Raw genomic sequence first — 25,136 nt, 5'->3', positions numbered from 1 at the left:
CATCTGCCTCAGATGATGACGTGCGATCCGAGCTCGACCACGCGGTTGGCCGGCAGGCGGAAGTAGTCCGACGGATCCGTCGCGGCATTGGCAAGCGCGATATAGAGCCGATCCTGCCAATGCGGCATGCCGGATTTGGCATCGGGCACCAGCTTGCGACGGCCCAGATAGAAAGAGGTCGACATGATGTCGAACTTCAGGCCGGTCTTGCGCAGGGTCGCGAGCGCCTGCGAGACGTTCTGCGATTCCATGAAGCCGAAGCGCAGCTCGACACGCGAGAACCGGTCGGAGACCTTCTCGACCGAGTAGCGGTCTTCCTGGGCGACGCGCGGCTTGTTGATCGTGCGGATCGTCAGGATGACGTTCTTGTCGTGCAGGACGTGATTATGCTTCAGATTGTGGAGCAGCGCGGCGGGCGCCGATTCCGGATCGCTGGTCAGGAAGATCGCCGTGCCCGGTACATGCGCCGGCGAGTGATCGCTCTTGCGCTCGATCGAGCTGACGAAGGATGACAGCGGGATATCGGTATGCCGCGTCTTTTCCATGAGGATCGCGGTGCCGCGACGCCAGGTCCACATGATGACGGTGAAGGCGGTTGCGATCAGCACCGGTACATAGCCGCCGTCGTGGATCTTCAGCAGGTTGGCGCCGAGGAAGACGAATTCCAGCAGCACCAGCGGCGCCAGCACGGCGATAGCCATGGGCAGCGTCCAATTCCAGCGAACGCGGACGAACTCGAAAGCCATGATCGAGGTGACGACCATCGCACCGGTGACCGAAATACCGTAGGCCGTCGCCAGGGCATCCGAGGTCTTGAAGCTCAGCACCAGGAAAATGACGCCGAAGAACAGGACGGCGTTGACCGACGGCAGGAAGATCTGGCCGGTATTGGTCTCCGAGGTGAAGAGGATTTCCATGCGCGGCAGGAAGCCCAGATGGATGGCCTGGCGTGTCAGCGAGAAAGCGCCTGTTATAACGGCCTGGCTGGCGATGATCGTTGCCATGGTGGCGAGAATGACCACCGGCAGAATGGCCCAGCGCGGATACATCAGGAAGAAGGGATCCGACATGGCAAGCGGTTCGCGCAGTACCAGGGCGCCCTGGCCGAAATAGTTCAGCGTCAGCGACGGAAACACCAGCGCGAACCAGGCCCACTGGATCGGCCGGCGGCCGAAATGGCCGAGGTCGGCATACAGCGCTTCCGCGCCGGTCACGGTCAGGAAGACGGCGCCGAGCACGACCACGCCGAGAAAACCCTCCTTGACGAGGAAATTGACCGCATACCAGGGATTGAAGGCCGCGAGGATGCCGTAGTCATCGGAGATGTGCATGATGCCGACAACGCCCATGACGATGAACCACAGCGCCGTGATCGGGCCGAAGAAACGGGCGACGGCACCGGTGCCATGCGACTGGATGGCAAAAAGCAGCGCCAGAATCGCAACCGATATGGGCACGATATAGGCCGACAGCTGCGGCGTCACCAGCTTCAGACCCTCGACGGCGGAAAGCACCGAGAGCGCCGGAGTGATCATCGCGTCGCCGAGAAAAAGTGCGGCGCCCAACAATCCGAGCAGCATCAGGACGGCTGTATGGCCGTTTGCCGTCTTCATCAGCAGCGCCAGGAGCGACAGCGTGCCGCCTTCGCCGTCATTGTCGGCGCGCAGCAGAAAAAGGACATATTTGATCGTGACGATGATGGTCAGCGCCCAGAACATCAGCGAGACGACGCTGATCACTTCGTTGCGCGTCAGGCCGTCGACGGCCACCGGTTTCAGTGCCTCGCGAAAGGCATAGAGCGGGCTCGTGCCGATGTCACCATAGACGACGCCGACCGATCCGAGGGCGAGGTAGGCGAGCTTACGAGGGTTCATTTTCCCGTCGGGAGAATGATCGGTTTGGTTAGACATTCAGGACCACTAGACTCTCAGAGCCAGCCTTTCCAGCGAAAAAAGAAAAACGGGACGATGGCGGATATGACCATCAGCAGCAGCGAGCCCGGGTATCCGTAGGCGAAATGCAGTTCGGGCATAAGCTCGAAATTCATGCCATAGACGGATGCCACGAGCGTCGGCGGCAGAAACACAACAGATGCTATCGAGAAGATCTTGATGATGGCGTTCTGCTCGATATTGATCAATCCGAGCGATGCATCCAGCAGGAAGGTGATGTTGCCTGCGACGAAAGATGCATGCTCCGACAGGGATTGCACATCCCGCGAGACATTGCGGCACAATTCCTTGGCCTCTTGGTCCTGCTGCATGGCGGATATGGTATAAAGGAAGGTCAGCAGCCGCGACAAAGAACTCAGGCTGTCACGCACCTTGCTGATGGTACGATGGTAGCCCGCAATGTCCTTGAGCTTCTCTTCCAGATAGTTTGACGGGCGGCGGATCTTCTTGACACGATCGCCGAACACATGCGCCGACAATATATCGATACCGGAGACCGTCTGTTCAAGGACCTCCGCGGTGCGGTCGACGATCGTTTCCAAAAGCATGGTCAGGAGCGCGATACCGGTACGCCGCTCCGGGGGAATGCGCGGCAGAGCCGCGATGAACAGCGCGAAGGATTTCGGCTGCGCATAACGGATCGTCACCAGCCGATGTCCCGTCAGGATGAAGGCGACATCGGTCAGCATCGGCAGATTGGTATCGGCCTTCCACAATAGCGAGGCCGTCAGAAAAACCGAGCCGTTCTCGACATAGAGCCGGCTCGACGGCTCGATATCCTTCATGTCCTCTCGCGTCGGCACTTGGAGCCCAAGCAGGCGCTCGATGTTGGCTTCTTCCTCGCGCGTAGGGTCGACCATGTCGATCCAGATAACATTGTCGGGCAAGTGCGCGGCAGCCGAAAGGTCGTGGAGCTCAAGCGGCTTTGAATCTGAGCAATGGGCAGTTATCAACTGCTGGCTCCCAGAGCAGCGGAGACAAAGCTACAGCCAAGGCGCTTTGCACGCACTCGCCGCGATCCCACCAATGGCCAATGAAAAAAACTCATAAAACTCCGGTCGTATCCCGCCGGTCCGGCCGGGAATCCGTGTCCATGTTCCATTGCGCTGCTGTACCAATCCTTCGTCCGTCCCGGTGACCCAGCCTAGCCGGACGAAATAAAACCACCGAACGGCGGAGGGCGGTCATAGGACACGCCAGACCAGTTCCACGCCGGCGGCGCATATGCAGCAAAGCTCGCAAAGAATCAAGTCACAACCTCTTCATTGCGCGCTTTCACCGCAGATTCCCAAATTCTGCGAAGTCATAGCACACGATGCCGGCAAGACAATCCGTCGTGACGGAGAAAGCGGATATGCCGCGGTGAATTATTCAAACACGATGGCGGGCGCGGCGCGCAGCGGGGTATTGGCCACTTGTGCCCAGACCTTCGCGGCGATCTCGCGATAGATACCGGCGACCACGCCTTCCGGTTCGGCGGCGACGAGCGGCGTGCCGGCGTCGGAGGTCTCGCGAATGCTCATGGTCAGCGGCACTTCGCCGAGGAAGGGCACGCCGATGCGTTCGGCTTCCTTGCGCGCGCCGCCATGGCCGAAAATATCGTAACGCGCGCCCGTATCCGGGGCGATGAAATAGCTCATGTTTTCAACGATGCCGAGGACGGGAACCTCAACCTTGCGGAACATGTTGAGGCCCTTGCGCGCATCGATCAATGCCAGGTCCTGCGGGGTGGAGACGATGACGGCACCGGCAAGCGGCACCTGCTGCGCCATGGTCAATTGCACGTCGCCCGTGCCGGGCGGCATGTCGACGACGAGCACGTCGAGCTCGCCCCAGGCAACCTCGCGCAACATCTGCAACAGCGCCGACTGAACCATCGGCCCGCGCCAGATCATCGCCGTCTCTTCCTCGACCAGGAAGCCCATCGACATGACCTTGAGGCCATAATTCTCCATGGGAACGATAATGCGGCCATCGATCTGTGACGGCTTGCCCGAGATCTTCAGCAGGCGCGGCATCGACGGGCCATAGACGTCGGCGTCCAGGATGCCGACGCGCAAGCCATTGGCAAGCAGGCCGAGCGCAAGATTGACCGCCGTCGTCGATTTGCCGACGCCGCCTTTGCCCGACGCGACCGCGATGATGGCGCCGACGCCGGGAACGCCGATCTTGGCGGCGCGGGGCGGCTGCTGCGGGGCATGCGGATGGGAATGGGGATGCGGGGCAGCTTGCGGCGGCGCCGGGCGCGCAGCCGGGGCGCCGGCCTTCTTGTCGGCAGTCAGCGCCACCATGGCACCCTTGACACCGGGCATTTGCTTGACAGCGCGCTCGGCCGCAAGGCGCATCGGCTCCAGATCCTTGGCGCGTTCGGCGGGAACAGTGATGGAGAAATAGACCTTGCCATCGGAGATGAAGACATCCGACACCATGCCGAGCTCAACGATATTGTGCTCCAGATCCGGGCCGCGAACCGTCTTCAGCGTCTCCAGCACCTGTTCCTTGGTGATGTCTGCCATTGCATCCTCACTGCGCAATCTTCATCCGGAGCAAGGCATCAAGTCGCGTGCCTTCCGGAATCTCTCTGGCTTAGATAGTGGAGCGGGAGGGCTTCGCCAAACGAAATCCAGGGGGCTTCGACAAAAAGCGTCGTCCGCTGCGGCCAGCAGGTCCGCCGGGTCTATGACCCTTACCAGCCGCAACGCTCTCCCAAGACGAAAGTTATTTGCGACGGCCGACATAAAGCAAAGTTGGGAAAGAAGTAGGGCAAGGTCGCAAAAATCGTGCTTTCGGCCCCATCGATGTCGATCGACGTGCCAAATAAGCAACAACCGCCGCCGATACCTTTCGCCAGGAGAAGCTAGGGCGATGGTATCGACGACGGTCGTCTGATCCGCGCGCATTGATCGGCGCTGTTATCAAAGTCCCCTCTGGACCTCTGCCTGTTAACAAGCAGGAAGCGTGCCAATTTCGGAGGAAACAGAGAAGCTTATATTTTTCAAACACTTGAGGAACACACGCTCAATTGCGCAGCGAAAGTGCCGCAAAGCGCTCCATCAGTTTTTATTTGCAGCGCACAAAATTCACTCAGGATGCTGCCTGAATTTCGTTCAATTGGGATCAGTTCGGCCGTCGATCGCTCGCGAAACAAAATATCCACCCGGACCGGGCGTCGGCGAGCAAGGCCTATTTTATCAGCCCGACGCGGAGCGCCTTGGCAACCGCTTGCGTGCGGTTGACGGTATCGAGTTTCTTGGTGGCCCGGTTCAGATAGTGATTGACGGTATGTTCCGAGAGCGTGAGGATTTCGGCAATTTCGGCGCTGGTTTTGCCGGCCGCCGTCCAGTTCAGGCAATCGATCTCGCGATCGGTAAGTGCATCGACAACGCGGATATCGAGATTGCGGATCTCTGCAAGCCTATCGAAGATATGGGTTGCGATATAGAAGAGATCCTTGACCTCTTCGCGCGAGAAAGGCTCGCGATCGCCGGCCAGCGAAACCGCTCCGCGAACGCCTGAGACATCATGGGCCGGCAGATAGATGAAGCGCGTCATGCGAAAGCGTTCAAACAAGGCAACCGCGAACTGGGATTTGCTCTCTTCCCTATTCGGGCTCGTGGAGACCTCGTAGACAAAGGGCAAGGTCGAGGTTCGCAGGCGCTGCAACACCGGGCTGGTCGGCAACAACGCTTCCTGATCATAGATGGACAGAAGTTCAGCCGGCCAGTTGTTGATCACCGAACTGCTCTGCAACTCGAAGGAGGTGATCGGCGGCAGATTGACGACCATGAAGGCCCGGCAACGATAGACCTCCGTCAATCGTTTCATGAACCGAAACACGTCGAATTGGGTCTTCAGCCTGCTGACTTCGTCAATATAATCCTCGCCGCGAGGAGACGTTCCCACCTGCACCAATGCCGCCATCATCAGTCTTCTTTATGTAAAAAAGGGAAAAATACGAAATTTCCGTCTCTTGGCCCCGGGAGGTCATCGTACCAACGTCGGTAGCCGGCACTTGTTCAAATATAATTTTCTCAGGATCTCGCTCGCGTCAACGCTCGTTACTACGATGTCCGGTCGTCATTTCACCAAACCCCTTCGCGCGCCCAGTAGTCACGCGAGGGATAATGGCAGTTCTTGCGCGCTTCTCAACAAGCAAATTCAAGACAAGCATGCAATTTTGCTAAGATCCAGCGCCTGAAGCATTAATTCAATATAATTCAGCGGTCCCTTGAGGAAAACATGTCGGAGCTATCGCTTCGGACCCAGCCGGTTGCGCATGTCCGTCATGATCGAATCGGCGGCGGCCACCACCAGGGGCGCCCATTGCTGCAATTTCTGCGATGTCACGCGATAGGCCGGACCGGTCACCGAGACGCCCGCCAGCATACCGCCATCATCTGCGCGGATCGGTGCGGCAACGCAGCATATGCCGCTCTCGTGCTCCTCGCGATCGAATGCATAGCCGCGCACCCTGATCTCCACGATATCGGCAAGCAGCCGCGCGGCATTGCGATGAGTATGCGCGGTGTAGGCTCGAAACTCGAGAGCGGCAATCCGCCCAGCGAGATCTAGATCGTCCAGTGCGGAGAGCGCCGCCTTGCCAACCCCCGTGCAATAGGCCGGCGAGGCATTGCCGATCTGGGAATACATGCGCACGGACTGTCGGCCTTCGACCTTGTCGAGATAGATGACCTCGGAGCCGCGCAAGACACCGAGATGCACGGTTTCGCCGGTCAATTCCTGCAAGTGGCGCAAATGCGGTTCGGCCACGGCGCGGAATTCGTTGCGCGCCCAGCTGCGCGAGGCAAGGTTCAGAAGCCTGATCCCGAGACGATAGCGCCCGTCGCGATCGACCTCCAAAAGTCCTTCCTCGACGAGGTGCGACAATTGCCGATGTAGCGTACCACGCGGCTGATCGGACAATGAGAGGATGTCGGTAAAACGCATCGGACCATCGGCAAGCGCCACATGGTCGACCAGCGCCATGAGCTTTCCAAGCGTGCCGGTTTCGCGGCCACGGCGGGTATCCGCTTTTTCACCATCCGAATTCAGACCCATGCGCCCTTCATTTATCGCTGGCACTGCCGCCGCATCCTTGACACGATGGGAGGGTAATCCGATAATTCCACATAGTCAAATTTCGTTCCAAATAATGGAACTAGAGACATCATCGATCCTGGGAGGGAAGAAACCTTGACCGAGACGCAGGCACAATTTCCCGATCTGAAGGATCGAACCGTGCTGATCACCGGCGGCGGCTCCGGTATCGGCGCGGCACTCGTCGAAGGTTTCGCCCGGCAGGGCGCGAAAGTCGCCTTCATCGACATTGCCGAAGAGCCGAGCAAGGCGCTTGCCGCCAAGCTCTCGGCACAGTCGGCCCATCCTGTCGTCTTCTATCACGCCGATCTGCGCGATGTCGGCGCCATCAGGAACACGGTCGCAGCGGTCGAATCCGATCTCGGCGCGATCCGCGTGCTTGTCAACAACGCGGCCTGGGACGACCGGCACAATATCGACACGACCACCGAGGAATATTGGGACAACAACCAGGCGATCAACCTCAAGCAGGTCTTCTTCGTATCGCAGGCGGCGGCCCCCGCCATGCGGGCGGCCGGTGGCGGCGCGATCATCAACTTCTCCTCGATCGTCTTCAGGATGAACCCGCCGGCGCTTTCTTCCTACGCAACTGCGAAATCCGGCATTATCGGGCTCACCAAGAGCTTCGCGGGCCGCCTCGGCCCGGAAAACATCCGCGTCAACGCCGTTTTGCCCGGCATGATCGTGACGGAGAGACAGCTTGAGCTTTGGCTGACGGAGGAAGGCATGGCCAAAACCGTCGAACGGCAATGCCTCAAGCATGTGCTGAAGGCCGCCGATCTTGTGGGGCCAGTGCTTTTCCTCGCCTCGGACTGCTCAGGCAGCATCACCGCGCAAGCCATTACCGTCGATGGCGGCATTTTCTAGTGAAGAATCGGAGCATTTTCTTATGACGAAACCCGCATATGTCGCGGTGGACTGGGGCACCAGCAGTTTTCGGCTATGGCTGATCGGCCAGGATGGCAGCATTCTGGGGGAGCGGCGCAGCGGCGAAGGCATGACCACGGCGGCCCAGACAGGCTTTGCAAGGGTATTGCAGGCACACCTGGATGCACTCTCGGCGCCGGCAGATATTCCCGTGATCGTCTGCGGCATGGCTGGCGCGCGCCAGGGCTGGGTGGAAGCCGGTTACATCGACACGCCGACATCGCTTGCCGCCATTCTCACTGGCGCGGTCGCCGTCCCCGGACAGTCGCGCGATGTTCGTATCCTGCCGGGTCTCGCGCAACGCAGCAGGCAAGCGCCTGACGTCATGCGCGGCGAGGAAACGCAGTTGCTCGGCGCGATCGCCGCCGATACAAAGGGCGAGCAGCTCGTCTGCATGCCGGGGACGCATTCGAAATGGGTGCGCGTGGTCGACGGCCAGGTTATGGGTTTCTCGACCTTCATGACCGGCGAACTCTTTGACGTCATCACCAAGCACAGCATCCTGTCGCATGCCGTTGCCGGCAGCGCCGACATGCCCACCGATACCGGGGCCTTCGAAGCCGCGCTCAAGGCTGCTTTCGACAAGCCGGCGCTCGCTACCAATCTGCTGTTCACCGCCCGCTCCGGCCAGCTTCTGCACGGACTGACGGCTGCCGGCGCCCAGGCGTTGATATCAGGCACGCTGATCGGCGCCGAGATTGCCGGCGCTTTGGCTTCCGCCGGACAAGGAGCATCCATCATGCTCGTCGCTTCCGGACGCCTGCAGGCTCTCTACGAGGATGCATTCCGCACCCTATCTCTCTCCCACAAGACCATCGATGCCGATGCCGCCGTCCGTCGCGGACTTTCCGCGGCGGCGGAAGCGATCTGGCTCAAGAACGAAAGCAAAAGCTGATGACGACCCGCATTCCTTTCCCTCCCATGAAGCGCCCGCTCATTGCCATTCTTCGCGGCATCAAGCCGGAGGAAACGGCCGATATCGTCGGCGCTCTGATCGAGACCGGCTTCACCGCCATCGAGATCCCGTTGAACTCGCCCGAACCTTTCCGCTCGATCAAAATCGCCGCCAAGATGGCGCCTGCCGATTGCCTGATCGGAGCCGGCACCGTGCTGACCATCGAGGACGTCGACAGACTGGATGGCGCCGGCGGCAAGCTGCTTGTCACGCCGAATGTCGAGCCTGCGATCATCAGCCGCGCCCGCGACAAGGGCATGGTGACAATGCCCGGCGTGTTCACCGCCACGGAGGCGCTTTCCGCGGCAAGGGCCGGCGCCACGGGTCTCAAATTTTTCCCGGCGGGTGTGCTCGGCGCTTCCGGCATTACCGCTATCCGCGCCGTTTTGCCGCCGGAGCTTGTTATCGCTGCCGTCGGCGGCGTTTCGGACAAGAATTTCGCGGATTACACCAAGGCCGGCATTCTCGCTTTCGGCCTCGGCACCAGCCTCTACAAGCCGGGAATGACGGCGGAGGAGGTTGCCGAACGCGCCAAGGCAACCATCTATGCCTATGACGAAGCCATAGGAGCCTGATCTATGACCGATATTCATGATTTTCAGGGCAATATTCTCTGCAATACTTCATCTGTCCTGGGCGAAGGCCCAACCTACGATCCCGATACGGACACGGTCTGGTGGTTCAACATCCTCGGGAAGGAATTGCACGAGCTGCATCTACCGACCGGCAAGAAGCAGGTTCACGAGCTGCCGATGATGGCGAGCGTGCTCGCCCGCGTCGACGCAGAGCGGCAGATGATCGCCACCGAAGAGGGGCTATTCCTGCGTGACATCGCCAGCGGCGAGCTGAGCTTCTATGCGGCGATCGAAGCCGACAAGCCTGAGAACCGTTCCAATGACGGGCGTACGCATGTCTCCGGATCCCTATGGATCGGCACCATGGGCAAGCGCGCCGAGATGCAGGCGGGCGCCATCTATCATGTGGCAGCCGGCGGCAAGGTCACCAAGATCTTCGACCAGATCAGCATTCCGAATTCGATCTGTTTTTCGCCCGATGGCACGATCGGCTATTTCACCGATACCCGCGTCAGCCAGCTCATGCGCGTGCTGGTCGATCCGGAGACCGGGCTTCCGGCAGGTGAACCGATTGTGATGGTCGACAGCATGGAGGACCCAGGCGGTCTTGACGGCTCGGTCTGCGATGCCGACGGCTATATCTGGAATGCGCGCTGGGGTTCCGGCTTCGTTGACAAGTACAGCCCGGACGGCCTGCGTATCGAGCGCTATCGCGTGCCCGCGATGCAGCCCTCCTGCCCCGCCTTCATCGGCAAGAACGCTGATCGGCTGGCGGTGACGACCGCCTGGGAAGGGCTTGATGACGAAGCTCGCTCCATGCAGCCGCAGGCCGGTGCGCTTCTGGAACTTGGCGCGACGGTCAGGGGCGTTTTCGATCCGCGATACAAGCTTTGAACGACGGCCACCTTCGCGCGTTGCGGGTGCGAAGGTGGTGCCCGCGATGCGAATTAGCGCCGTAACAGACCAAGCCCCGTGCCACCAAAGATGAGCGGGCACGATCCTTCATCACCACTCCGCTCAATCTTCCAGGTTGTTTTTGATCTTCATAACAAATTGTTTTTTCACAATATTCTCTCGGTCTGTTGCTCCGAAAAATTTTCTTACTGCAACTTTTGACGGAACCAAAGCCTCCGTGAACCATTAGCCTCTACGACCGGTACGATGATGGTCGGCAAAACAAAGGCTCCACTCGTACTGGTATGCATGCGCTTCTTAAAGCATGCCCATCAGAATGAAAGGTAGGTTCACGATGACTGGGAAACTCTTCACTTCCGTCGCCGCAGGCGCAATCTTTGCCACTGCATCCGTTCTTTCACCAATGGCTTTCGCGCAGTCGCAGCAACCGTCGACCGGCGGCAGCGGCGCACCGTTGTCGCAGAAGGCTCCGGCCACACCCGACACAACGAAGCCGGATAGTGCGGCTCCGCAGACCAAGGCACAGGCTCCCGCCGCCATGACCGGCACGGAACAAGCCGGTAATCTGACCGAACAGTCGGCAGACCAGATCAGCGCCAAGACCTATATGGGTCAGTCTGTCTATAACGGTAAGAACGAAAGCATCGGCAGCATCAACGATCTGATCCTGCAGAAGCAGGGCGGTGTTGTCGCCGCGATCGTCGGCGTCGGCGGCTTCCTTGGCATGGGCCAGAAGAACGTCGCAGTCCCGTTCGACAAGATCAGTGCCACCCAGAATGCTCAGGATGGCACCATCAAGCTGACGACGACCGAAACGGCTGAGTCATTGAAGGCTGCGCCGGAGTTCAAGACGCTTGCGATGCAAGCTTCCGACAAGGCCGCAAGTTCGGCTGGAACGTCGACAATGCCGGCAACGGACAACACGACGACATCGTCGACCACCAACAAGTAACCCAGGTGGTCAGATAGACGGACAAGCGGCGGCCCTCAGGGGCCGCCTTTTTTGGATTATTTTTCAGCCTATGCGATCTCGCGCTCGCTGGCGGCTTCGAAATAATGGGTCTGCAGATAGCGAAGCGTGGCGACGCTATCCACGGGCTTGCCGAAATAATAGCCCTGCCCCATGGCACAGCCCAACGCCTTCAACTTTGCGGCTTCCGCATGTTCTTCGATGCCTTCGGCGACCACACGCAGCTCCAGCCCTTCACACATGGCAAGAACCGCCTTGATGATATGTTCGGAGGCTCTGTCCGAATTCATGCGCGAAACGAAGGCGCGATCGATCTTCACCTTGTCGAAGATGAATTCACGCAAGCGGCCGAGGCTGGATTGCCCGGTGCCGAAATCGTCAAGGGAGATACGCACGCCCACTGCCCTGAGATCGGCAATGATGCGATGCGCCGTGTCGGCCGAACTCATGACCGCCGTTTCGGTGATTTCGAGCTCCAGGCGATGCGGGTCCAGGCCGACGCGGGCGAGAATGGCAAGGACGCTGCTGCTGGTGCCGGGGTCCATCAACTGCGCCGAGGACAGATTGAAGGACAGAAAAAGCTCGCGTGGCCACGAGAGCGCAGCCTCGGCAGCTTTTCGCAAAAGGGCCTCGGATAATGCGTCGATAAAGCCGCGCTCCTCGGCCAGCGGCACGAAGACGGCAGGTGAGACGAAGCCGAGATCGGGATCGTTCCAGCGAGCCAGGGCCTCGAAACCGAGAACCATATTATTGGCGAGCGAAACGATCGGCTGGAAATGCACATCGATGACATCCGAAATGATGGCATTGCGCAGCGCCTGCTCGAGCTGCGTCGCGCGCTTCATCTCCTGTGCGATCTCCTTGGAATAGACGGTGATCTGGCCACGGCCGCGACGCTTGGAGCGATAAAGCGCGGTCTCGGCGTTCTTGAGGAGATCGTCGAATTCGTCGCCGGCAAAGGGATGGATAGCAAAGCCGAAGGAGGCGGAAAGGCGAACGTTGCGGTCGCCGAGATCATACGGCGCCGACAGCACTTCGCGGATCATCTGGCCGAATTTTTCGGCGCCGACGCGTTCGAAGACCAGCGGCAGGACAAAAGCGAATTCGTCGCCGTCATGGCGGGTCACCGTCGCACCATCCGGAATGCACGCCTTGAGGCGATGCGCAACCTGGCAGAGAATTTCATCGCCGGCTTCGACGCCGAAAAGATCATTGATCGGCTTGAAGGCATCCAGATTGGCGATGCCGATGGTGAAGGGGGCGGGATCGCTGGCGCGCTCAAGCGAAAGCTGTCGCGTGCGCTCGCGCATGCGATGACGATTGCCCAATCCGGTCAGCGGATCGGTATATGCTGTTGCCTGCGCTTCCTGACTGACTGGCCCAAGCGGTATTTCAGCCGATTTCATATTCGATTCCGACGTTTTCTCCACCCTGGAAAAAGCATGAGGGCTAAGTCTTAACAAAGGATGGCAGGGTGATACTCATTCGATGTGAGCGATAACTTGCCGTCGGCGCTATACCATTGCGATACTTATCTGTTTTTTGCTTTAGCGGCGCTGCACAGGTGCTTCTGGAATACGGTCTCGATAATATCAGGGCTGACGGGCTTCAGGATGACGTCATCCATGCCAGCCTCCCCGCATTCCTTGCGATCGCGCTCGAAAGCCTGGGGCAGCACACCGATGATCGGCGTATGCGATCCGCTGCCCTTTTCCGCGCCACGGATCAAGCGCGCCGCCTCGAAGCCGTTGAGGCCCGGCAGCGAAATATCCATAAGGATCAGTTCGGGGCGGTGCTCGCTCCACATTCGCGCTGCCTCATCGCCGCTCGCAGCAATTGCATAGCTGTACCCGAGGCCTTCGAGAATCTGTGAAAAGACGATCTGATTTATATCATTGTCTTCGGCGACGAGGATCTGGATGCTGCGGCTTTCACCGGCGGCGACCCGCCATTCCTGACCTATCCCCGGCTCGGCAATGTCCCCGAGCTCGCCGCGTATATTCCGGTTGAAATGACGTGCTATCAGGAATGTGAGCTCGGTGGAGAGTTGCGAACCATCGAGGGAGAGAGCGGAGACGTTCTGCCGCTCGGCCAGTTCGATGCCGCGCTTGCCGAGCTGGTTGTCGACGATCACAAGATCGATCTTGACGCCGTGCGCGCTTGCCACATCGAGAAACGCCGCCTCTTCGTTCTCATTATGAACGACACATGCCTCGAAGCCGTAATTCCCGAGCGTTTTCAGCGCGGCCGTCTCTGCAGCAAAATCGGCCGTGACGACCAGAATCCTGCGGCCACTGAAATTCTCCGGGACGAAGGTCTCCATGGCAGCCGGACGGCGCGAAATGGTTTGTAAAGCAGCCATGGGAACATAGGCGCGCCGATAGGACCGGTCGTTGTTCTCCCTGATCTGGGAAGCATGGGCGAATTCCTCGAAATCGCCTCCGTCCTTCGGCAGATCCTGCATGGTGCCCACGAGGAAGTAACGGCCGGGTTTGCCGATGCGCTGCTTGCGCGTGACGATATCGCGCACGACGCCGTCTCGGCCAATCTGACGCTGCTGCGAGATCGACATCTCGCCGGTCTCGATGACATGCCGGTCACTCTCATGAAAGCGATTGGCAAGATCGGTGGAGAAGAGATCGGTGCCCTTGCGACCCAGCACCTCGTCGGCCACCGCCTGGTATTTATCGCAGAACGCCCTGTTGACAGCGACATAGACCATGTTCTGGTCCTTGACGAAAAGCGGGAACGGCAGGTTGTCGAGGATGTCCTCAGTAAGCTGCACGCGCTCCATGTCGACGCGCCACTGCTCCTCGCGTTTCTTCACTTCGGAAATATCGGAGACGATGCAGACGCCAATGCCAGACGGTAGTCGGCGCTTGATGATGCGAACCCAGCGCTCATCCGAAAAGTGTTCGGTCGTCTCAAACCGCTCGCGCCAGTGCGAGGCGATGCGCTGCGAGATCCAGTTTTCACGGTTGGCCGAAGACTTGGCCTGGCCGCGGTCCCGAGTCCGTATGCCCGTGTCGAACACGGCGCCCAGGAAGTCGCGCAGTCGCGTCGAGGGTCGCAGGAATTCAGGTTGGATCGGAAAGAAGTTCAGGACCTGGCGGCTGGCGAACAACAGCAGATCGTTCTTGTCGTACGCGAAGAGGGCGCTGGACAGTCCGTCACAGAGGGCGTCAAAGAGCATTGTCTGCAGATTGCCGCCGGAAAGCGCATCTTCAGTCATGATTGCCAAGGCTGCCTTTTCAATTCCGGCAGTCATTCGTCCGATCCCTACACCCAACCAGTTTCACAGCACGAAAAATCGACAGAGCGGCACTCACTCTGCAAGGCAAATTTATGAAAATATCATGCTGGCCTTGCCACTTGAAACAGATGGAACCTGGCTCATGAGAGTTGACGGCCACCAACCTGCCATCAAGAGCCTCCAGCGTGCACGAAGCGCGCCACCTGTAGTCATTTCAAGCTTCTTGTCACGCAACCTGTCATCATTCCCTTAAACATTGATTAAATTTCTTAACAAAGCCCCTGGATGGAAACGGGTGGATGATGACACGAGCGCCGCCTTTCCTCTTTTCACACTGCCGCGAATCCACGAGAATGAAGCCATGGCCATCAAGCAACTTTCCGAAACACTGATCAACCAGATCGCCGCGGGCGAAGTCATCGAGCGGCCGGCAAGTGCTGCCAAGGAGCTGATCGAGAACGCGATCGATGCCGGCGCAACGCGCGTCGAAATCGCCACGGCAGGCGGCGGCAAGGCGCTGCTGAGGGTAAGCGACAACGGCTCCGGAATGGAAGAGGCAGACCTCGAACTCGCGGTCAGGCGCCACTGCACGTCGAAAATCTCGGATACGCTGGAGGATATTCGCACGCTCGGCTTTCGCGGCGAGGCCCTGCCCTCCATCGCTTCCGTGGCAAGGCTGTCGATCGCCAGCCGCAGGACGGGTGCGGCCGGCGGCACGGAGATTGCTGTTGCCGGCGGAAAGGTGTTGCATCTGCGCCCGGCGGCGGCCAATCCCGGCACGATCGTCGAGGTGCGTGACCTGTTCTTTGCGACGCCGGCGCGCCTCAAATTCCTGAAGACCGAGAGGGCGGAAGCCGCTGCCATCACCGAGGTCGTCAAGCGCATGGCGATCGCCTTCCCACAGGTGCGTTTCGTGCTGTCGGGCAGCGATCGTTCGACGCTCGAATTTCCAGCGACCGGTAACGATCATCTCGCGCGCATGGCGCAAGTGCTCGGCGCGGATTTCAAGGATAACGCCATCGCGCTCGACGCCATGCGCGAGGATGTGGGCCTCACCGGCTTTGCCGGCGTTCCCACATTCAATCGCGGCAACTCGGCACACCAATATGCCTTCGTCAACGGCAGGCCAGTGCAGGACAAGCTGATCCTGTCGGCGATCCGCGGCGCCTATGCCGAAACCATTCCCTCCGGCCGCTACCCCGTCGCCGTCCTCTCGCTGACGGTCGACCCGGCGCTCGTGGACGTCAATGTGCATCCGGCGAAATCGGATGTGCGCTTCCGCGATCCCGGCCTCGTGCGCGGCCTGATCGTCGGCGCGATCCGCGAGGCATTGGTGCGGGAGGGCGATCGTGCCGCAACGACGGGGGCGGATGGCATGCTGCGCGCTTTCACCGCCGGCCGCTCGGGCTTCCAGCCGGGATGGCGGCCATCGCCCGCGGCCGCTCCTTGGACGCCAGAAACATCGCCATCACGCCCTTATGAGAGGACCGCGACAGCCGGAGGATACGGTTTCACGGAAAGGTCTCAGGCTGCCTTCGACGGGCTTGCCATGCCCACTGCCCGCGCCGAGGCTGCTCAGCCGATAGAGCCGATGCGTGCCGAAGAACCGTCCCGCTTTCCGCTGGGCGCTGCCCGCGCCCAGCTGCACGAGAATTATATCGTCGCGCAGACTGAAAACGGCCTCGTCATCGTCGATCAGCATGCGGCGCATGAGCGGCTGGTATTCGAAGCGATGCGCAAGGCCCTGCATTCGAAGCGGCTATCCTCGCAGGTCCTGCTGATCCCCGAGATCGTCGACCTGCCGGAAGAGGATTGCGACCGGCTGATGGTGTTCGCCGAAGAGCTTGGCGAGCTTGGCCTTGCCGTCGAGCGCTTCGGTCCTGGCGCAATTGCCGTGCGGGAGACGCCGGCTATGCTTGGCGAGGTCGATGCGCAAGGGCTTATCCGGCAGTTGGCCGATGAGATCGCCGAGTGGGACACCGCCTCCGGGCTTGCCGCGAAGCTGGAATATGTGGCCGCGACCATGGCCTGCCACGGTTCGGTACGCTCAGGGCGGCGGCTGCGGCCGGAGGAGATGAACGCGCTGCTGCGCCAGATGGAAGCGACGCCGGGCTCGGGCCAGTGCAACCACGGCCGGCCGACCTATATAGAGCTGAAGCTCTCGGACATCGAACGGCTCTTCGGGCGCAGCTGAAGACGCCCCGTTTCGAAAGGACTGGAAAAGTCCCGTCCGGCGCGGTATGGCAAACAGGTGACAGAGATCGAGGACGGCATCAGATGAATCTTTTCGAAGGACATGGGAACCGCGAGGCGAAAGTTCGCTACCTCGACGGCGACTTCCAGATCCTGATGCCCGGCTCGTACGTCATCTGCGCCATGACCGGCCAGCGCATTGCGCTCGATGAGCTGCGCTACTGGAGCGTTGCCCGGCAGGAACCCTATGCCGATGTGATGTCCTCGCTGGAGGCCGAAAAGCGGGCCGGCGCGCTTCCCAACCAGAAACGCTGAATATCTTGGCTTTTGCCTGACACGGGCCGGCAGCTTTAGAGCAATTTCAGGAAAAGTGCGTAGCGGTTTTCCGTCCGGAATTGCGCAAAAACAATAAGCCAGAGCGGTCAGGCGATTCCGTGAAACGCGCAACCGCTCTAGCCGCTTTTGCCGGTCCTTCCTTCCCGTAAGCGCCGTTCGCGAGCCGTCGCGATCGCCCTGTCGATGATCAGCTTTGGAGCCTGCGGATCGTCGAAAACCATATCGATCTCGATGACGCGGCAACGCTCAAGCAGCTCATCGGCGCGGCCGTGATGACCGATCAGGCGAACGTAATCCTTGGATGTCGTGACAATCTGGAGGTCTTCGCGCGCTGCGATATCGAGAATATCCGCAACCTCGTCCTCGCCCGGATGCTCATGATCTCCGAAAGTGCGGCGGATGGCGATATTCGCCCCGAGCGTCTCGACCGTGCGGAAGAATTTGCCGGGGTCGGCGATGCCGGCGAAAGCGAGCACATTGCGCCCGCGCAGATCCTCCTGGCCGCGCACCTTGACGGAGGCGGCGAAGAAGGGTTTTCCGGCCCGCGCGGCAAGCCGAACGATGCGATCGGCGGCATTGCCATCGCCGACCTTCAACAAAGCGGATGCATAGAGAAGCTGCGTGCGCAGCGGCGCGCGCACCGGACCGCCCGGAACGAGATGGCCATTGCCGATGCCTCTGCCGGCATCGATCACCACCAGTGCATAATCGATTGCTAGCTGCGCGCTCTGGAAACCATCATCCATGATGATGAGATCCGCGCCTTCACGCACAAGCCGCTCCGCGCCCTCGGCACGGCGACGGGCAATCACCGTCAGCGCCTCGCGGGCAAGCAGCAGCGGCTCATCGCCGACAGCCGTGGCATGGTGATGCTCGGGATCGACCACTGTGGTAACATCGAGAGAGCCGCCATAGCCCCGGCTGAGGAACCCGGGCTTCATGCCCTTGGCTTTCGCAGCCTGGGCCAGAGCGAGCGCCGTCGGCGTCTTGCCGGCCCCGCCGACCGTGAAGTTGCCGACGCAAATGACCGGCACCGGCACGGAGGCTCGTTTGCCGTTCACCATGCGGTGTCCGGCAATGCGACCATAGAGGAAGGAAAAGGGTGAGAGCCCCCAGGCACGCCAATCCGGTTTTCGCCACCAGAAAGGTGGTGCTTCCGATACCATATTTCTAATCCAGCCTCGTCCCTGTGCCTTCAGCAAGGCGGCAGAAAAGGGCAGATCGGGTGAAAAAGCAAGCCTTTGGCAAGATCACGCCAATTGAGCGACCGGCATGAGCAGGCTCTCCAGTTCGGTAATGTCGTTGAGGCAATAGTCGGATGCGGCTGTCAGCGTCTCGCGCGAGCCGGTTCCCGTCAGCACGCCGACGGTCAGCCCCACGCCGGCGTTGCGCCCCATGTGAAGATCGTGATTGTTGTCGCCGACGACAGCGACCTGTACTGGCGAAAGACCGGTTGCCGCATAGAAGCCGAGCACCATGCCCGGCTCCGGCTTGGTGCCGAAACCGCTGTCGTAGCCGGCGATGTAATCGAGATAGTCGATGAAACCGAAGCGGCGGGCGGTCTGGCGAATGGAGCGCTCGTTATCGCTGGAGGCGACCCCGAGCTTGTAGCCCCGTTCATGCAACCGACGGAAGAAGCCGGCGAGATCGGTGACGGGCGAGGAAAAATCCGCCGCATGCGCAAAGAGTGCGTCGAGCCTTTCTATCAGCTCCGATAGGTCCATCTTCGAGCCGGCCGCCACAAGACCTTCGGAAATCTGGCGCGTGTTGCCGGCCGCCAGCAGACTGTCCGGCACGATATGGCCTGTCTTGGGATCCATGCCGCATGCGGAAAGCAGATGATCCGCGAGGACGGCATCGTCATGCGCGGCAATTCGGGCAAGCTCGCGATTGACCGGCAACCAGCTCGCGTCATAGTCGAGCAGCGTGCCGTCCTTGTCGAAAAGAAGCCCCGCAATCGCTCCCAGCTTGACCGCCGCCATGCCGTTCCTTTCCTAGCCGTTCGCCATCGTCTTCGGCAGCAGCCGCGCCTTCACCGTAAGCGGATTGATATAGGGCTCGAGCCCCTTGATCGTTGCTGCCAGGGCGCCGCGCATCTCATGCACGGCCACGAAACCGGCATCGATCATGCCGCGCCGCGCCGTGTCGTTGGTCAGCAAATAATGAACGCCGCGAGCCAGCATCTCGGTGTCGCGCACCATGCGGGCACTGCCGCGACGGGCAAGCACCTGATAGGCATCGCGGAAATTCTGGACATGGCCGCCGGTCAGGATCGCGCAGCCGAGCATGGCCGGCTCCAGTGGATTCTGGCCGCCCTCGTTGAACAGCGATTTGCCCATGAAGGCAACTTCGGTCATGCGCAGATAAAGGCCCATCTCGCCGATCGTATCGCCAAGGAAAACATCCACGTCGGATGACAGTATGTCGTTGCGAGTGCGGCGCGCCACCTTCAGCCCCTGTTCCACGAGCATCGCCTCGATCGCATCGCAGCGCTCGGGATGGCGTGGCACGATGATGGTGAGCTGGCCGTTATGCTCCTTCAGCATCTTGTGGACGGAGGCTGCAGCGGCCTCCTCGCCCTCGAAAGTCGAAACCGCAGCCCAGGTCTTGCGGCCGCCGATCTGCTTCATGTAGCCGGCAAGCGTTGGCGCATCGCAGGACGGCGCGTCGGTATCCACCTTGAGATTGCCCGATCTAGTCACCTGCACGGCGCCGAGATCGCGGAAGCGCTCTCCATCGAGATCGGACTGGGCAACGACCAAAGCGAGATTTTCGAACAGCGCTTCGGCAAGCGAGGGATGCTTGCTCCAGCGGGCGTAGGAGCGGTCCGACATGCGGGCATTGACGAGGATCTGCGGAATGCGCCGGCGACCAAGCTCGGTGATGGTGGTCGGCCAGATCTCGGATTCGGCGAAAATCGCGCAATCGGGCTGCCAATAATCGAGGAAACGTCGTATCGCCGGCTTCAGATCGAGGGGCACATATTGATGGATGACCTCCTCGCCGAGACGCTCATGCGCCACCTTTGCCGAGGTGATCGTGCCGGTCGTCAGAATGACGTGAATGTCGCGACGACGGATTTCGCGGATCAGCGGGATGACCGCCGAGGTCTCGCCGACGCTTGCGGCATGGAACCAGATCAGCGGCCCTTGCGGGCGGTTGGCGCTCGCATAGCCGGAACGCTCCAGTTTGCGGGAACCATCTTCCTTACCCTTCGCGGCACGAACCGCAAGGTAAGGCCCGATGAACGGATAGACAGCGATCCCGCCAAAACGATAGGCGCTCAAGGCAAAGCGCGCCCTGAGGCTGCTCATCTCGATCGACTCCTATCCCAGCTGATCATCATCGATGCCAAATCCCAATTATCAAACGGCCGAATAAACGGCCGATTTTTCGTTCTTATTGTGTCAAAGATACTGTTTCACAGCCGAATTTAAAGCGATAACGCCTCATCGGAGGGAAATATCAAATGCAAATTTCGGTATGAAACGACCTCAAGATCCCGCTTTTTCCTGCGGATCGAGCAGACGATGCAAATGGACGATGAAATAACGCATATGGGCGTTGTCGACAGTTTGCTGCGACTTGGATTTCCACGCCGTCAAGGCACTCGCATAATCGGGATACATGCCGACGATATCGAGTTCGTTGAGGTTGCGGAACTGGACCTCTTCGAGGTTTTCCAATTCACCACCGAAGACTAGGTGCAGGAGCTGCTTTTTGCCGCTGGTATCAGTCATTTTCGTCTCTTTCTACTGTCGTCCCCCTCCGCCCTTCATCTGCGGGATTTTGACCAAAAGGTCAACTGTCTCGTCGGTGCGAAAGTTGACGGAGAAATTCAGGAAGCTGCGATGCCGGCGCGCCGCAAAGCTCGTCATGCGATACTTCGGCGCGATTGTAGCGCAGCGCATTGCCGGAGAGATCGACGAGCGCGCCGCCGGCCCGCTCCAGAATGAGGTCGGCGGCTGCCAGATCCCAGTCGTGGGAATTGCGCTTGACGAGCGTTGCTTCCAGGCGGCCATCCGCAACCATGGCAAGGCGATAGGCAAGCGAGGGGATGTGTTTCACCCGTTCGACCGTCTTGCGGAAATCCGGATCGAAGCCCGTGAGCATATCTTCGCCCGTCGCCAGCCGATGAGGATCGTCGCCCAACCTTTGCGAGACATGGATCGGTTTGCCGTTCTTCGACGCCTCGCCTCCGGCTGTCGCCACGAACAGCTCATCCAGGGACGGCGCGTACAGAACCCCCGCCACCGGGCGACCATCCGTGACGACGGCGACGCTGACGCACCACAAGTCCGATCCGGCGAGGAAGCCCCTGGTGCCGTCGATCGGATCGACGACGAAGACGGTTTGATGCGACAGCCGATCGGCGTCGTCATCGGTCTCCTCCGAGAGCCAGCCATAGCCGGGGCGCGCCGAACGCAGGATAGCGGCAAGGCTTTCATTGGCGGCAAAATCGGCGGCGCTCACCGGAGAGAGGCCACCATTCTTCCACCAGACCTCCGGCGATTGCCGGAAGAAACCGAGAGCGATCCTGCCTGCCTCGAGCGCGGCCTCGACAATCAGGTCCACATCGCTCAGCCGGCCGGCCTTCTGGCTATCGCTCATTCACAGATTCCAATCTCTACTTACTCCTCAGCGTCCTGCCAGCGTCATGCCTTCGATGGCAAGCGTCGGGGCGGCGACGCCGAAATCGCGGTCGATGTCGTTGGCCTGCGTCACGCGCATGAACATGTCCTTCAGATTGGAGGCGATCGTCACCTCCGAAACCGGGAAGGTCAACTCCCCGTTCTCGATCCAGAAGCCTGTGGCGCCGCGGCTGTACTCGCCGGTGATCATGTTGACGCCCTGACCGATAAGTTCGGTGACGTAGAAACCGGTTCCGACACTGCGGATCAGCTCCTCCGGGGATATATCGCCCGGTTCCAGCGCCAGATTGGTGGAGGACGGGGATACCGTCGTGCCGCCGCGAACGCCGCGGCCGTTGGTCTTGAGACCACCGCCGATCTCGCGCGCAGCTGACGTGGAGAGGAACCAGGATTTCAGCACGCCATCCTCGATCATGACCAGCCGCTTGCCGGAGACGCCCTCGCCGTCGAAGGGCCGAGAAGCCGGGCCGCGCACGACCAGCGGATCGTCCGTGATCGAAAGCCCGGCCTTCAAGACCTGCTGGCCCATCTTGTCACGCAGGAAGCTGGTCTTGCGGGCAACGGAGGCGCCGTTGATCGCGCCGGCGATGTGGCCGACGAAGCCGCGCGCGACGCGCGGATCGAACACGACGGTGACGTTCTTATCCGTGGGAACCTGGCGCGGATTGATGCGCTTGACGACACGATCGCCAGCGCGGCGCCCGATCTCCTCGGCCGTGTCCAGCTCGGCGAAATAGAGACGGCTGTCGAAATCATAGTCGCGTTCCATGCCGGTGCCTTCACCGGCAATGACGCTGACGGAGCGGCCGAAGCGCGATCCCATATAGTGGCCGGCAAAGCCATGTGAGGTGACGAGAACCAGGCCGCCCATGCCGGCGGACGCAGACCCACCCACGGAATTGCTGACGCCGGGCACGGCGAGCGCCGCCGCTTCGGTCGCAAGCGCTGCTTCCCGCAATTCGGCGGAGGAAACCTCTGTGGGATCGAAGAGTTCGAGATCGGGGTAGCTCTTGGCAAGGTCGCCTTCGTCGGCAAGGCAGGCGAACGGATCTTCCGGCGACACCTTTGCCATTGCCACGGCACGCTCGGCAAGCGCCTGCAGATCGAAACCGGGATTGGCGGAAACGCTGGCGACACGGTTGCCGACGAAGACCCTCAGTGAGAAATCATCGCTTTCGGAGGACTCGGTGCCCTCCACCTGGCCGAGGCGAACGCTGACGGACTGGGCTCGCGATCGCACGACGACGGCATCGGCCGCATCCGCCCCGGCTTTCCGGGCAAGGTCGATCAACTGGCTGGCACGGGAAAGCAGAGCGGCGGAATCGATTTCTGAAGACATGATTTGGCCTTTCATTCGCGTTCCATTTATTGTGCACTACATAAAGCATCAAGGGCGGCCGAGCCGATTCTTGTTCTAATCTCTTCACGCATGGCTGTTTATCGTAGTCATGTGTTGCAACACCGCCTGCCCTACGGAAAGAAACAGACGATGTCCGCCCCCAATAGCCTTTTCACCGAAACCCTGATGCTGCTCGGAGGCGCCGTCGTCACGGCGCCGATTTTCAAGAAACTGGGGCTGGGCACAGTGCTTGGCTATCTGGCAGCCGGCGTGGTGATCGGCCCGATCCTGCACGGCATTGGCGACAGCGAAGCCGTGCTCGCCGTCGCGGAGCTGGGTGTCGTCTTCCTGTTGTTCATCATCGGCCTCGAACTGAAGCCGTCTCGGCTTTGGCAGATGCGGCGCGATATTTTCGGTCTCGGCTCCGCGCAGGTGATCCTCAGCGGACTGGCGCTGACGCTCGCCGCCTATCTCGCCAATATTGCCGGCTGGCAGGGCAGCATCATCATCGGCTTCGGCCTCGCCCTCTCCTCTACCGCCTTCGCGATGCAGATCCTGGAACAGCAGGGCGACGTCAACACGAAGTACGGCCAGCGCTCCTTCTCCATGCTGCTGCTGCAGGATCTGGCGATCGTGCCGCTTCTTGCGCTCGTCACCGTTCTCGACGGGCCGAAGGAGGCCACCAATCCCCTGCCTGACCTGGCGGTCGCCGTCGGCGCGGTGGCGGCGATGATCATCGCCGGTCGCTATCTGCTGACGCCGCTGTTCCAGGTGATCGCCCGCACCGGCGCGCGCGAGGCGATGATTGCCGCTGCCCTCCTGGTGGTCATGGGATCGGCGACCTTGATGCAGCTTGCCGGCCTCTCGATGGCAATGGGCGCTTTTCTCTCCGGCGTGATGCTGGCCGAATCCTCCTACCGTCACGAGCTGGAGGCGGATATCGAGCCCTTCCGCGGCGTGTTGCTCGCCATTTTCTTCATCGCCGTGGGCCTGTCGCTGAAACTCGACGTGATCGTCGACAACTGGGTGCTGATCCTGCTTGCCGTTCCCGTCGTCATGATCGTCAAGGCAATCGTGATTTACGCGCTCTGCCGTGTGGCCGGCTCGCCGCATAACGACGCCGTCCGCATCGCCGGTCTGCTGCCGCAAGGCGGCGAATTCGGCTTCGTGCTGTTCAGCGCGGCCAGCGCCAGCGGCGGCCTCTTCTCGGCCAGCACCGCATCGATGCTGATCGCCATCGTCACCTTGTCCATGGCACTGACGCCGCTCAGCGCGGCGCTTTCGAAACGCCTGATAACGGCGGACACGCAGGAGGAACTGGACGAGGATTTCGAGGGCGCCGGTTCCGATGTGCTGATGATCGGTTTTTCGCGTTTCGGCCAGATCGCCGCGCAGATCCTGCTCGCCAGCGGCCGGGACGTCACCGTCATCGACTTTTCCGCCGATCGTATCCGCCAGGCGTCGAGCTTCGGTTTCCGCATCTATTTCGGCGACGGCACCCGCAAGGAGGTGCTGCGCTCCGCCGGCATCGATCGCGCCAAGATCGTCGTCGTCAGCACGCATCTGCGCGAGGTTACCGACAAGATCGTCGAGCTCGTCCAGACGGACTATCCGCATGCGAGCCTCTTCGTTCGCTCCTATGACCGCATTCATTCGATCGAACTGCGTCACAAGGGCGTGGATTACGAGCTGCGCGAGACGTTGGAATCCGGTCTGCTCTTCGGCCGCCGCACGCTGGAGGCCCTCGGCGTCAGCGAAGCCGAGGCCTATGAGATCGGCGAGGATATCCGCAAGCGCGACGAGCAACGGCTCGTGCTGCAGGTGAGCGAGGGGCTGCAGGCGGGTACCGACATGCTCTATTCACGTCCTGTCAAGCCGGAACCGCTGGTCAAGCCGAAGCGCGCGGCCGAAGCGTATAGCGACGCTGACGATCTCGTGGCGCTGCCGCAGGAGGAGCCGGAGCGGGCTTAGT

21 protein-coding genes are annotated in these 25,136 nt (G+C 60.7%); 8 read left to right on the top strand and 13 right to left on the bottom strand.

The window, feature by feature from the left end:
* Positions 1 to 8: 8 nt before the first annotated feature.
* The 5 genes from AB8B29_RS01955 to AB8B29_RS01935 all read right to left on the bottom strand — a co-directional run bounded on the left by AB8B29_RS01955 (position 9) and on the right by AB8B29_RS01935 (position 7,010).
* Positions 9 to 1,874, bottom strand: a complete 1,866-nt coding sequence (locus AB8B29_RS01955) for a potassium transporter Kup (protein ID WP_376774219.1) — start codon at positions 1,872 to 1,874, stop codon at positions 9 to 11.
* Positions 1,875 to 1,927: 53 nt separating this feature from the next.
* Positions 1,928 to 2,905, bottom strand: coding sequence for a magnesium transporter CorA family protein (locus AB8B29_RS01950; protein WP_037198501.1), 978 nt, complete (start codon positions 2,903 to 2,905; stop codon positions 1,928 to 1,930).
* 414 nt (positions 2,906 to 3,319) lie between these two features.
* The gene (locus tag AB8B29_RS01945) at positions 3,320 to 4,468 is read right to left on the bottom strand and encodes an Mrp/NBP35 family ATP-binding protein (protein WP_113119363.1); all 1,149 of its coding nucleotides are present in this window, start codon (positions 4,466 to 4,468) and stop codon (positions 3,320 to 3,322) included.
* A gap of 667 nt (positions 4,469 to 5,135) precedes the next feature.
* Positions 5,136 to 5,876, bottom strand: a complete 741-nt coding sequence (locus AB8B29_RS01940; protein ID WP_173410450.1) for a helix-turn-helix transcriptional regulator — start codon at positions 5,874 to 5,876, stop codon at positions 5,136 to 5,138.
* 324 nt (positions 5,877 to 6,200) lie between these two features.
* Positions 6,201 to 7,010, bottom strand: a complete 810-nt coding sequence (locus tag AB8B29_RS01935) for an IclR family transcriptional regulator (RefSeq protein WP_113119362.1) — start codon at positions 7,008 to 7,010, stop codon at positions 6,201 to 6,203.
* Between the two features lie 135 nt (positions 7,011 to 7,145).
* On the opposite strand from AB8B29_RS01935, the gene AB8B29_RS01930 reads away from it, so the two are divergent.
* From AB8B29_RS01930 to AB8B29_RS01910, 5 genes are all read left to right on the top strand, one after another.
* Complete coding sequence (locus AB8B29_RS01930; protein ID WP_439006099.1) at positions 7,146 to 7,916, top strand: SDR family NAD(P)-dependent oxidoreductase; 771 nt, start codon at positions 7,146 to 7,148, stop codon at positions 7,914 to 7,916.
* 22 nt (positions 7,917 to 7,938) lie between these two features.
* A complete protein-coding gene (locus AB8B29_RS01925; RefSeq protein WP_047640421.1) occupies positions 7,939 to 8,871 on the top strand; it encodes a 2-dehydro-3-deoxygalactonokinase in 933 nt (310 codons plus the stop codon).
* Entirely contained in the window at positions 8,871 to 9,506 is a 636-nt protein-coding gene (locus AB8B29_RS01920; protein WP_092572959.1) for a 2-dehydro-3-deoxy-6-phosphogalactonate aldolase, read from the top strand. The genes AB8B29_RS01925 and AB8B29_RS01920 overlap by 1 nt, the downstream gene beginning before the upstream one ends.
* A gap of 3 nt (positions 9,507 to 9,509) precedes the next feature.
* Positions 9,510 to 10,400, top strand: a complete 891-nt coding sequence (locus tag AB8B29_RS01915) for an SMP-30/gluconolactonase/LRE family protein (RefSeq protein WP_037198491.1) — start codon at positions 9,510 to 9,512, stop codon at positions 10,398 to 10,400.
* Positions 10,401 to 10,755: 355 nt separating this feature from the next.
* Positions 10,756 to 11,373, top strand: a complete 618-nt coding sequence (locus tag AB8B29_RS01910; protein ID WP_037198489.1) for a PRC-barrel domain-containing protein — start codon at positions 10,756 to 10,758, stop codon at positions 11,371 to 11,373.
* Positions 11,374 to 11,441: 68 nt separating this feature from the next.
* On the opposite strand, the gene AB8B29_RS01905 is transcribed toward AB8B29_RS01910, so the two are convergent.
* Together AB8B29_RS01905 and AB8B29_RS01900 are read right to left on the bottom strand one after the other, a co-directional pair.
* Complete coding sequence (locus tag AB8B29_RS01905; protein WP_047640423.1) at positions 11,442 to 12,797, bottom strand: EAL domain-containing protein; 1,356 nt, start codon at positions 12,795 to 12,797, stop codon at positions 11,442 to 11,444.
* Between the two features lie 125 nt (positions 12,798 to 12,922).
* A complete protein-coding gene (locus AB8B29_RS01900) occupies positions 12,923 to 14,659 on the bottom strand; it encodes a response regulator (protein WP_047640424.1) in 1,737 nt (578 codons plus the stop codon).
* Positions 14,660 to 15,005: 346 nt separating this feature from the next.
* Between AB8B29_RS01900 and mutL the strand changes: the two genes are divergently transcribed.
* Positions 15,006 to 16,838, top strand: a complete 1,833-nt coding sequence (gene mutL, locus AB8B29_RS01895) for a DNA mismatch repair endonuclease MutL (RefSeq protein ID WP_113119369.1) — start codon at positions 15,006 to 15,008, stop codon at positions 16,836 to 16,838.
* A gap of 83 nt (positions 16,839 to 16,921) precedes the next feature.
* Positions 16,922 to 17,152 carry a DUF2093 domain-containing protein gene (locus tag AB8B29_RS01890; RefSeq protein ID WP_047560846.1) on the top strand — a complete coding sequence of 77 codons (231 nt, stop codon included), beginning with the start codon at positions 16,922 to 16,924 and terminating at the stop codon, positions 17,150 to 17,152.
* Positions 17,153 to 17,289: 137 nt separating this feature from the next.
* Here AB8B29_RS01890 and lpxK read toward each other — a convergent pair whose 3' ends face one another.
* The 6 genes from lpxK to AB8B29_RS01860 all read right to left on the bottom strand — a co-directional run bounded on the left by lpxK (position 17,290) and on the right by AB8B29_RS01860 (position 23,164).
* Entirely contained in the window at positions 17,290 to 18,339 is a 1,050-nt protein-coding gene (gene lpxK / locus AB8B29_RS01885) for a tetraacyldisaccharide 4'-kinase (protein WP_113119361.1), read from the bottom strand.
* A gap of 84 nt (positions 18,340 to 18,423) precedes the next feature.
* Positions 18,424 to 19,155: an HAD family hydrolase gene (locus AB8B29_RS01880; RefSeq protein WP_037200839.1), complete on the bottom strand. Its 732-nt coding sequence runs from the start codon at positions 19,153 to 19,155 to the stop codon at positions 18,424 to 18,426.
* Between the two features lie 12 nt (positions 19,156 to 19,167).
* Positions 19,168 to 20,487, bottom strand: a complete 1,320-nt coding sequence (gene waaA / locus AB8B29_RS01875; RefSeq protein ID WP_037200838.1) for a lipid IV(A) 3-deoxy-D-manno-octulosonic acid transferase — start codon at positions 20,485 to 20,487, stop codon at positions 19,168 to 19,170.
* A gap of 180 nt (positions 20,488 to 20,667) precedes the next feature.
* A complete protein-coding gene (locus AB8B29_RS01870) occupies positions 20,668 to 20,913 on the bottom strand; it encodes a DUF4170 domain-containing protein (RefSeq protein WP_439006097.1) in 246 nt (81 codons plus the stop codon).
* Positions 20,914 to 20,974: 61 nt separating this feature from the next.
* Positions 20,975 to 21,784, bottom strand: coding sequence for a 3'(2'),5'-bisphosphate nucleotidase CysQ (locus AB8B29_RS01865; RefSeq protein ID WP_037200835.1), 810 nt, complete (start codon positions 21,782 to 21,784; stop codon positions 20,975 to 20,977).
* Positions 21,785 to 21,811: 27 nt separating this feature from the next.
* Positions 21,812 to 23,164 carry a TldD/PmbA family protein gene (locus tag AB8B29_RS01860; protein ID WP_037200848.1) on the bottom strand — a complete coding sequence of 451 codons (1,353 nt, stop codon included), beginning with the start codon at positions 23,162 to 23,164 and terminating at the stop codon, positions 21,812 to 21,814.
* A 150-nt stretch (positions 23,165 to 23,314) separates the two neighbouring features.
* Between AB8B29_RS01860 and AB8B29_RS01855 the strand changes: the two genes are divergently transcribed.
* Complete coding sequence (locus tag AB8B29_RS01855; protein ID WP_037200834.1) at positions 23,315 to 25,135, top strand: monovalent cation:proton antiporter-2 (CPA2) family protein; 1,821 nt, start codon at positions 23,315 to 23,317, stop codon at positions 25,133 to 25,135.
* The last annotated feature ends 1 nt before the right edge of the window (position 25,136 follow it).

The organism is Rhizobium sp. 11_C7_N12_5 (genome assembly GCF_051811145.1).
Taxonomy (GTDB): Bacteria; Pseudomonadota; Alphaproteobacteria; order Rhizobiales; family Rhizobiaceae; genus Rhizobium; species Rhizobium lusitanum.
Note: the sequence above shows the minus strand (reverse complement) of the source record. Positions and strands in the feature narration are given on the sequence as shown.

Coding starts and splice junctions, on each gene's coding strand:
- AB8B29_RS01955 (WP_376774219.1), bottom strand. CDS start 1,874: ATGAACCCTCGTAAGCTCGCCTACCTCGCCCTCGGATCGGTCGGCGTC.
- AB8B29_RS01945 (WP_113119363.1), bottom strand. CDS start 4,468: ATGGCAGACATCACCAAGGAACAGGTGCTGGAGACGCTGAAGACGGTT.
- AB8B29_RS01940 (WP_173410450.1), bottom strand. CDS start 5,876: ATGATGGCGGCATTGGTGCAGGTGGGAACGTCTCCTCGCGGCGAGGAT.
- AB8B29_RS01935 (WP_113119362.1), bottom strand. CDS start 7,010: ATGGGTCTGAATTCGGATGGTGAAAAAGCGGATACCCGCCGTGGCCGC.
- AB8B29_RS01925 (WP_047640421.1), top strand. CDS start 7,939: ATGACGAAACCCGCATATGTCGCGGTGGACTGGGGCACCAGCAGTTTT.
- AB8B29_RS01920 (WP_092572959.1), top strand. CDS start 8,871: ATGACGACCCGCATTCCTTTCCCTCCCATGAAGCGCCCGCTCATTGCC.
- AB8B29_RS01915 (WP_037198491.1), top strand. CDS start 9,510: ATGACCGATATTCATGATTTTCAGGGCAATATTCTCTGCAATACTTCA.
- AB8B29_RS01910 (WP_037198489.1), top strand. CDS start 10,756: ATGACTGGGAAACTCTTCACTTCCGTCGCCGCAGGCGCAATCTTTGCC.
- AB8B29_RS01905 (WP_047640423.1), bottom strand. CDS start 12,797: ATGAAATCGGCTGAAATACCGCTTGGGCCAGTCAGTCAGGAAGCGCAG.
- AB8B29_RS01900 (WP_047640424.1), bottom strand. CDS start 14,659: ATGACTGCCGGAATTGAAAAGGCAGCCTTGGCAATCATGACTGAAGAT.
- mutL (WP_113119369.1), top strand. CDS start 15,006: ATGGCCATCAAGCAACTTTCCGAAACACTGATCAACCAGATCGCCGCG.
- AB8B29_RS01890 (WP_047560846.1), top strand. CDS start 16,922: ATGAATCTTTTCGAAGGACATGGGAACCGCGAGGCGAAAGTTCGCTAC.
- lpxK (WP_113119361.1), bottom strand. CDS start 18,339: ATGGTATCGGAAGCACCACCTTTCTGGTGGCGAAAACCGGATTGGCGT.
- AB8B29_RS01880 (WP_037200839.1), bottom strand. CDS start 19,155: ATGGCGGCGGTCAAGCTGGGAGCGATTGCGGGGCTTCTTTTCGACAAG.
- waaA (WP_037200838.1), bottom strand. CDS start 20,487: ATGAGCAGCCTCAGGGCGCGCTTTGCCTTGAGCGCCTATCGTTTTGGC.
- AB8B29_RS01870 (WP_439006097.1), bottom strand. CDS start 20,913: ATGACTGATACCAGCGGCAAAAAGCAGCTCCTGCACCTAGTCTTCGGT.
- AB8B29_RS01865 (WP_037200835.1), bottom strand. CDS start 21,784: ATGAGCGATAGCCAGAAGGCCGGCCGGCTGAGCGATGTGGACCTGATT.
- AB8B29_RS01860 (WP_037200848.1), bottom strand. CDS start 23,164: ATGTCTTCAGAAATCGATTCCGCCGCTCTGCTTTCCCGTGCCAGCCAG.
- AB8B29_RS01855 (WP_037200834.1), top strand. CDS start 23,315: ATGTCCGCCCCCAATAGCCTTTTCACCGAAACCCTGATGCTGCTCGGA.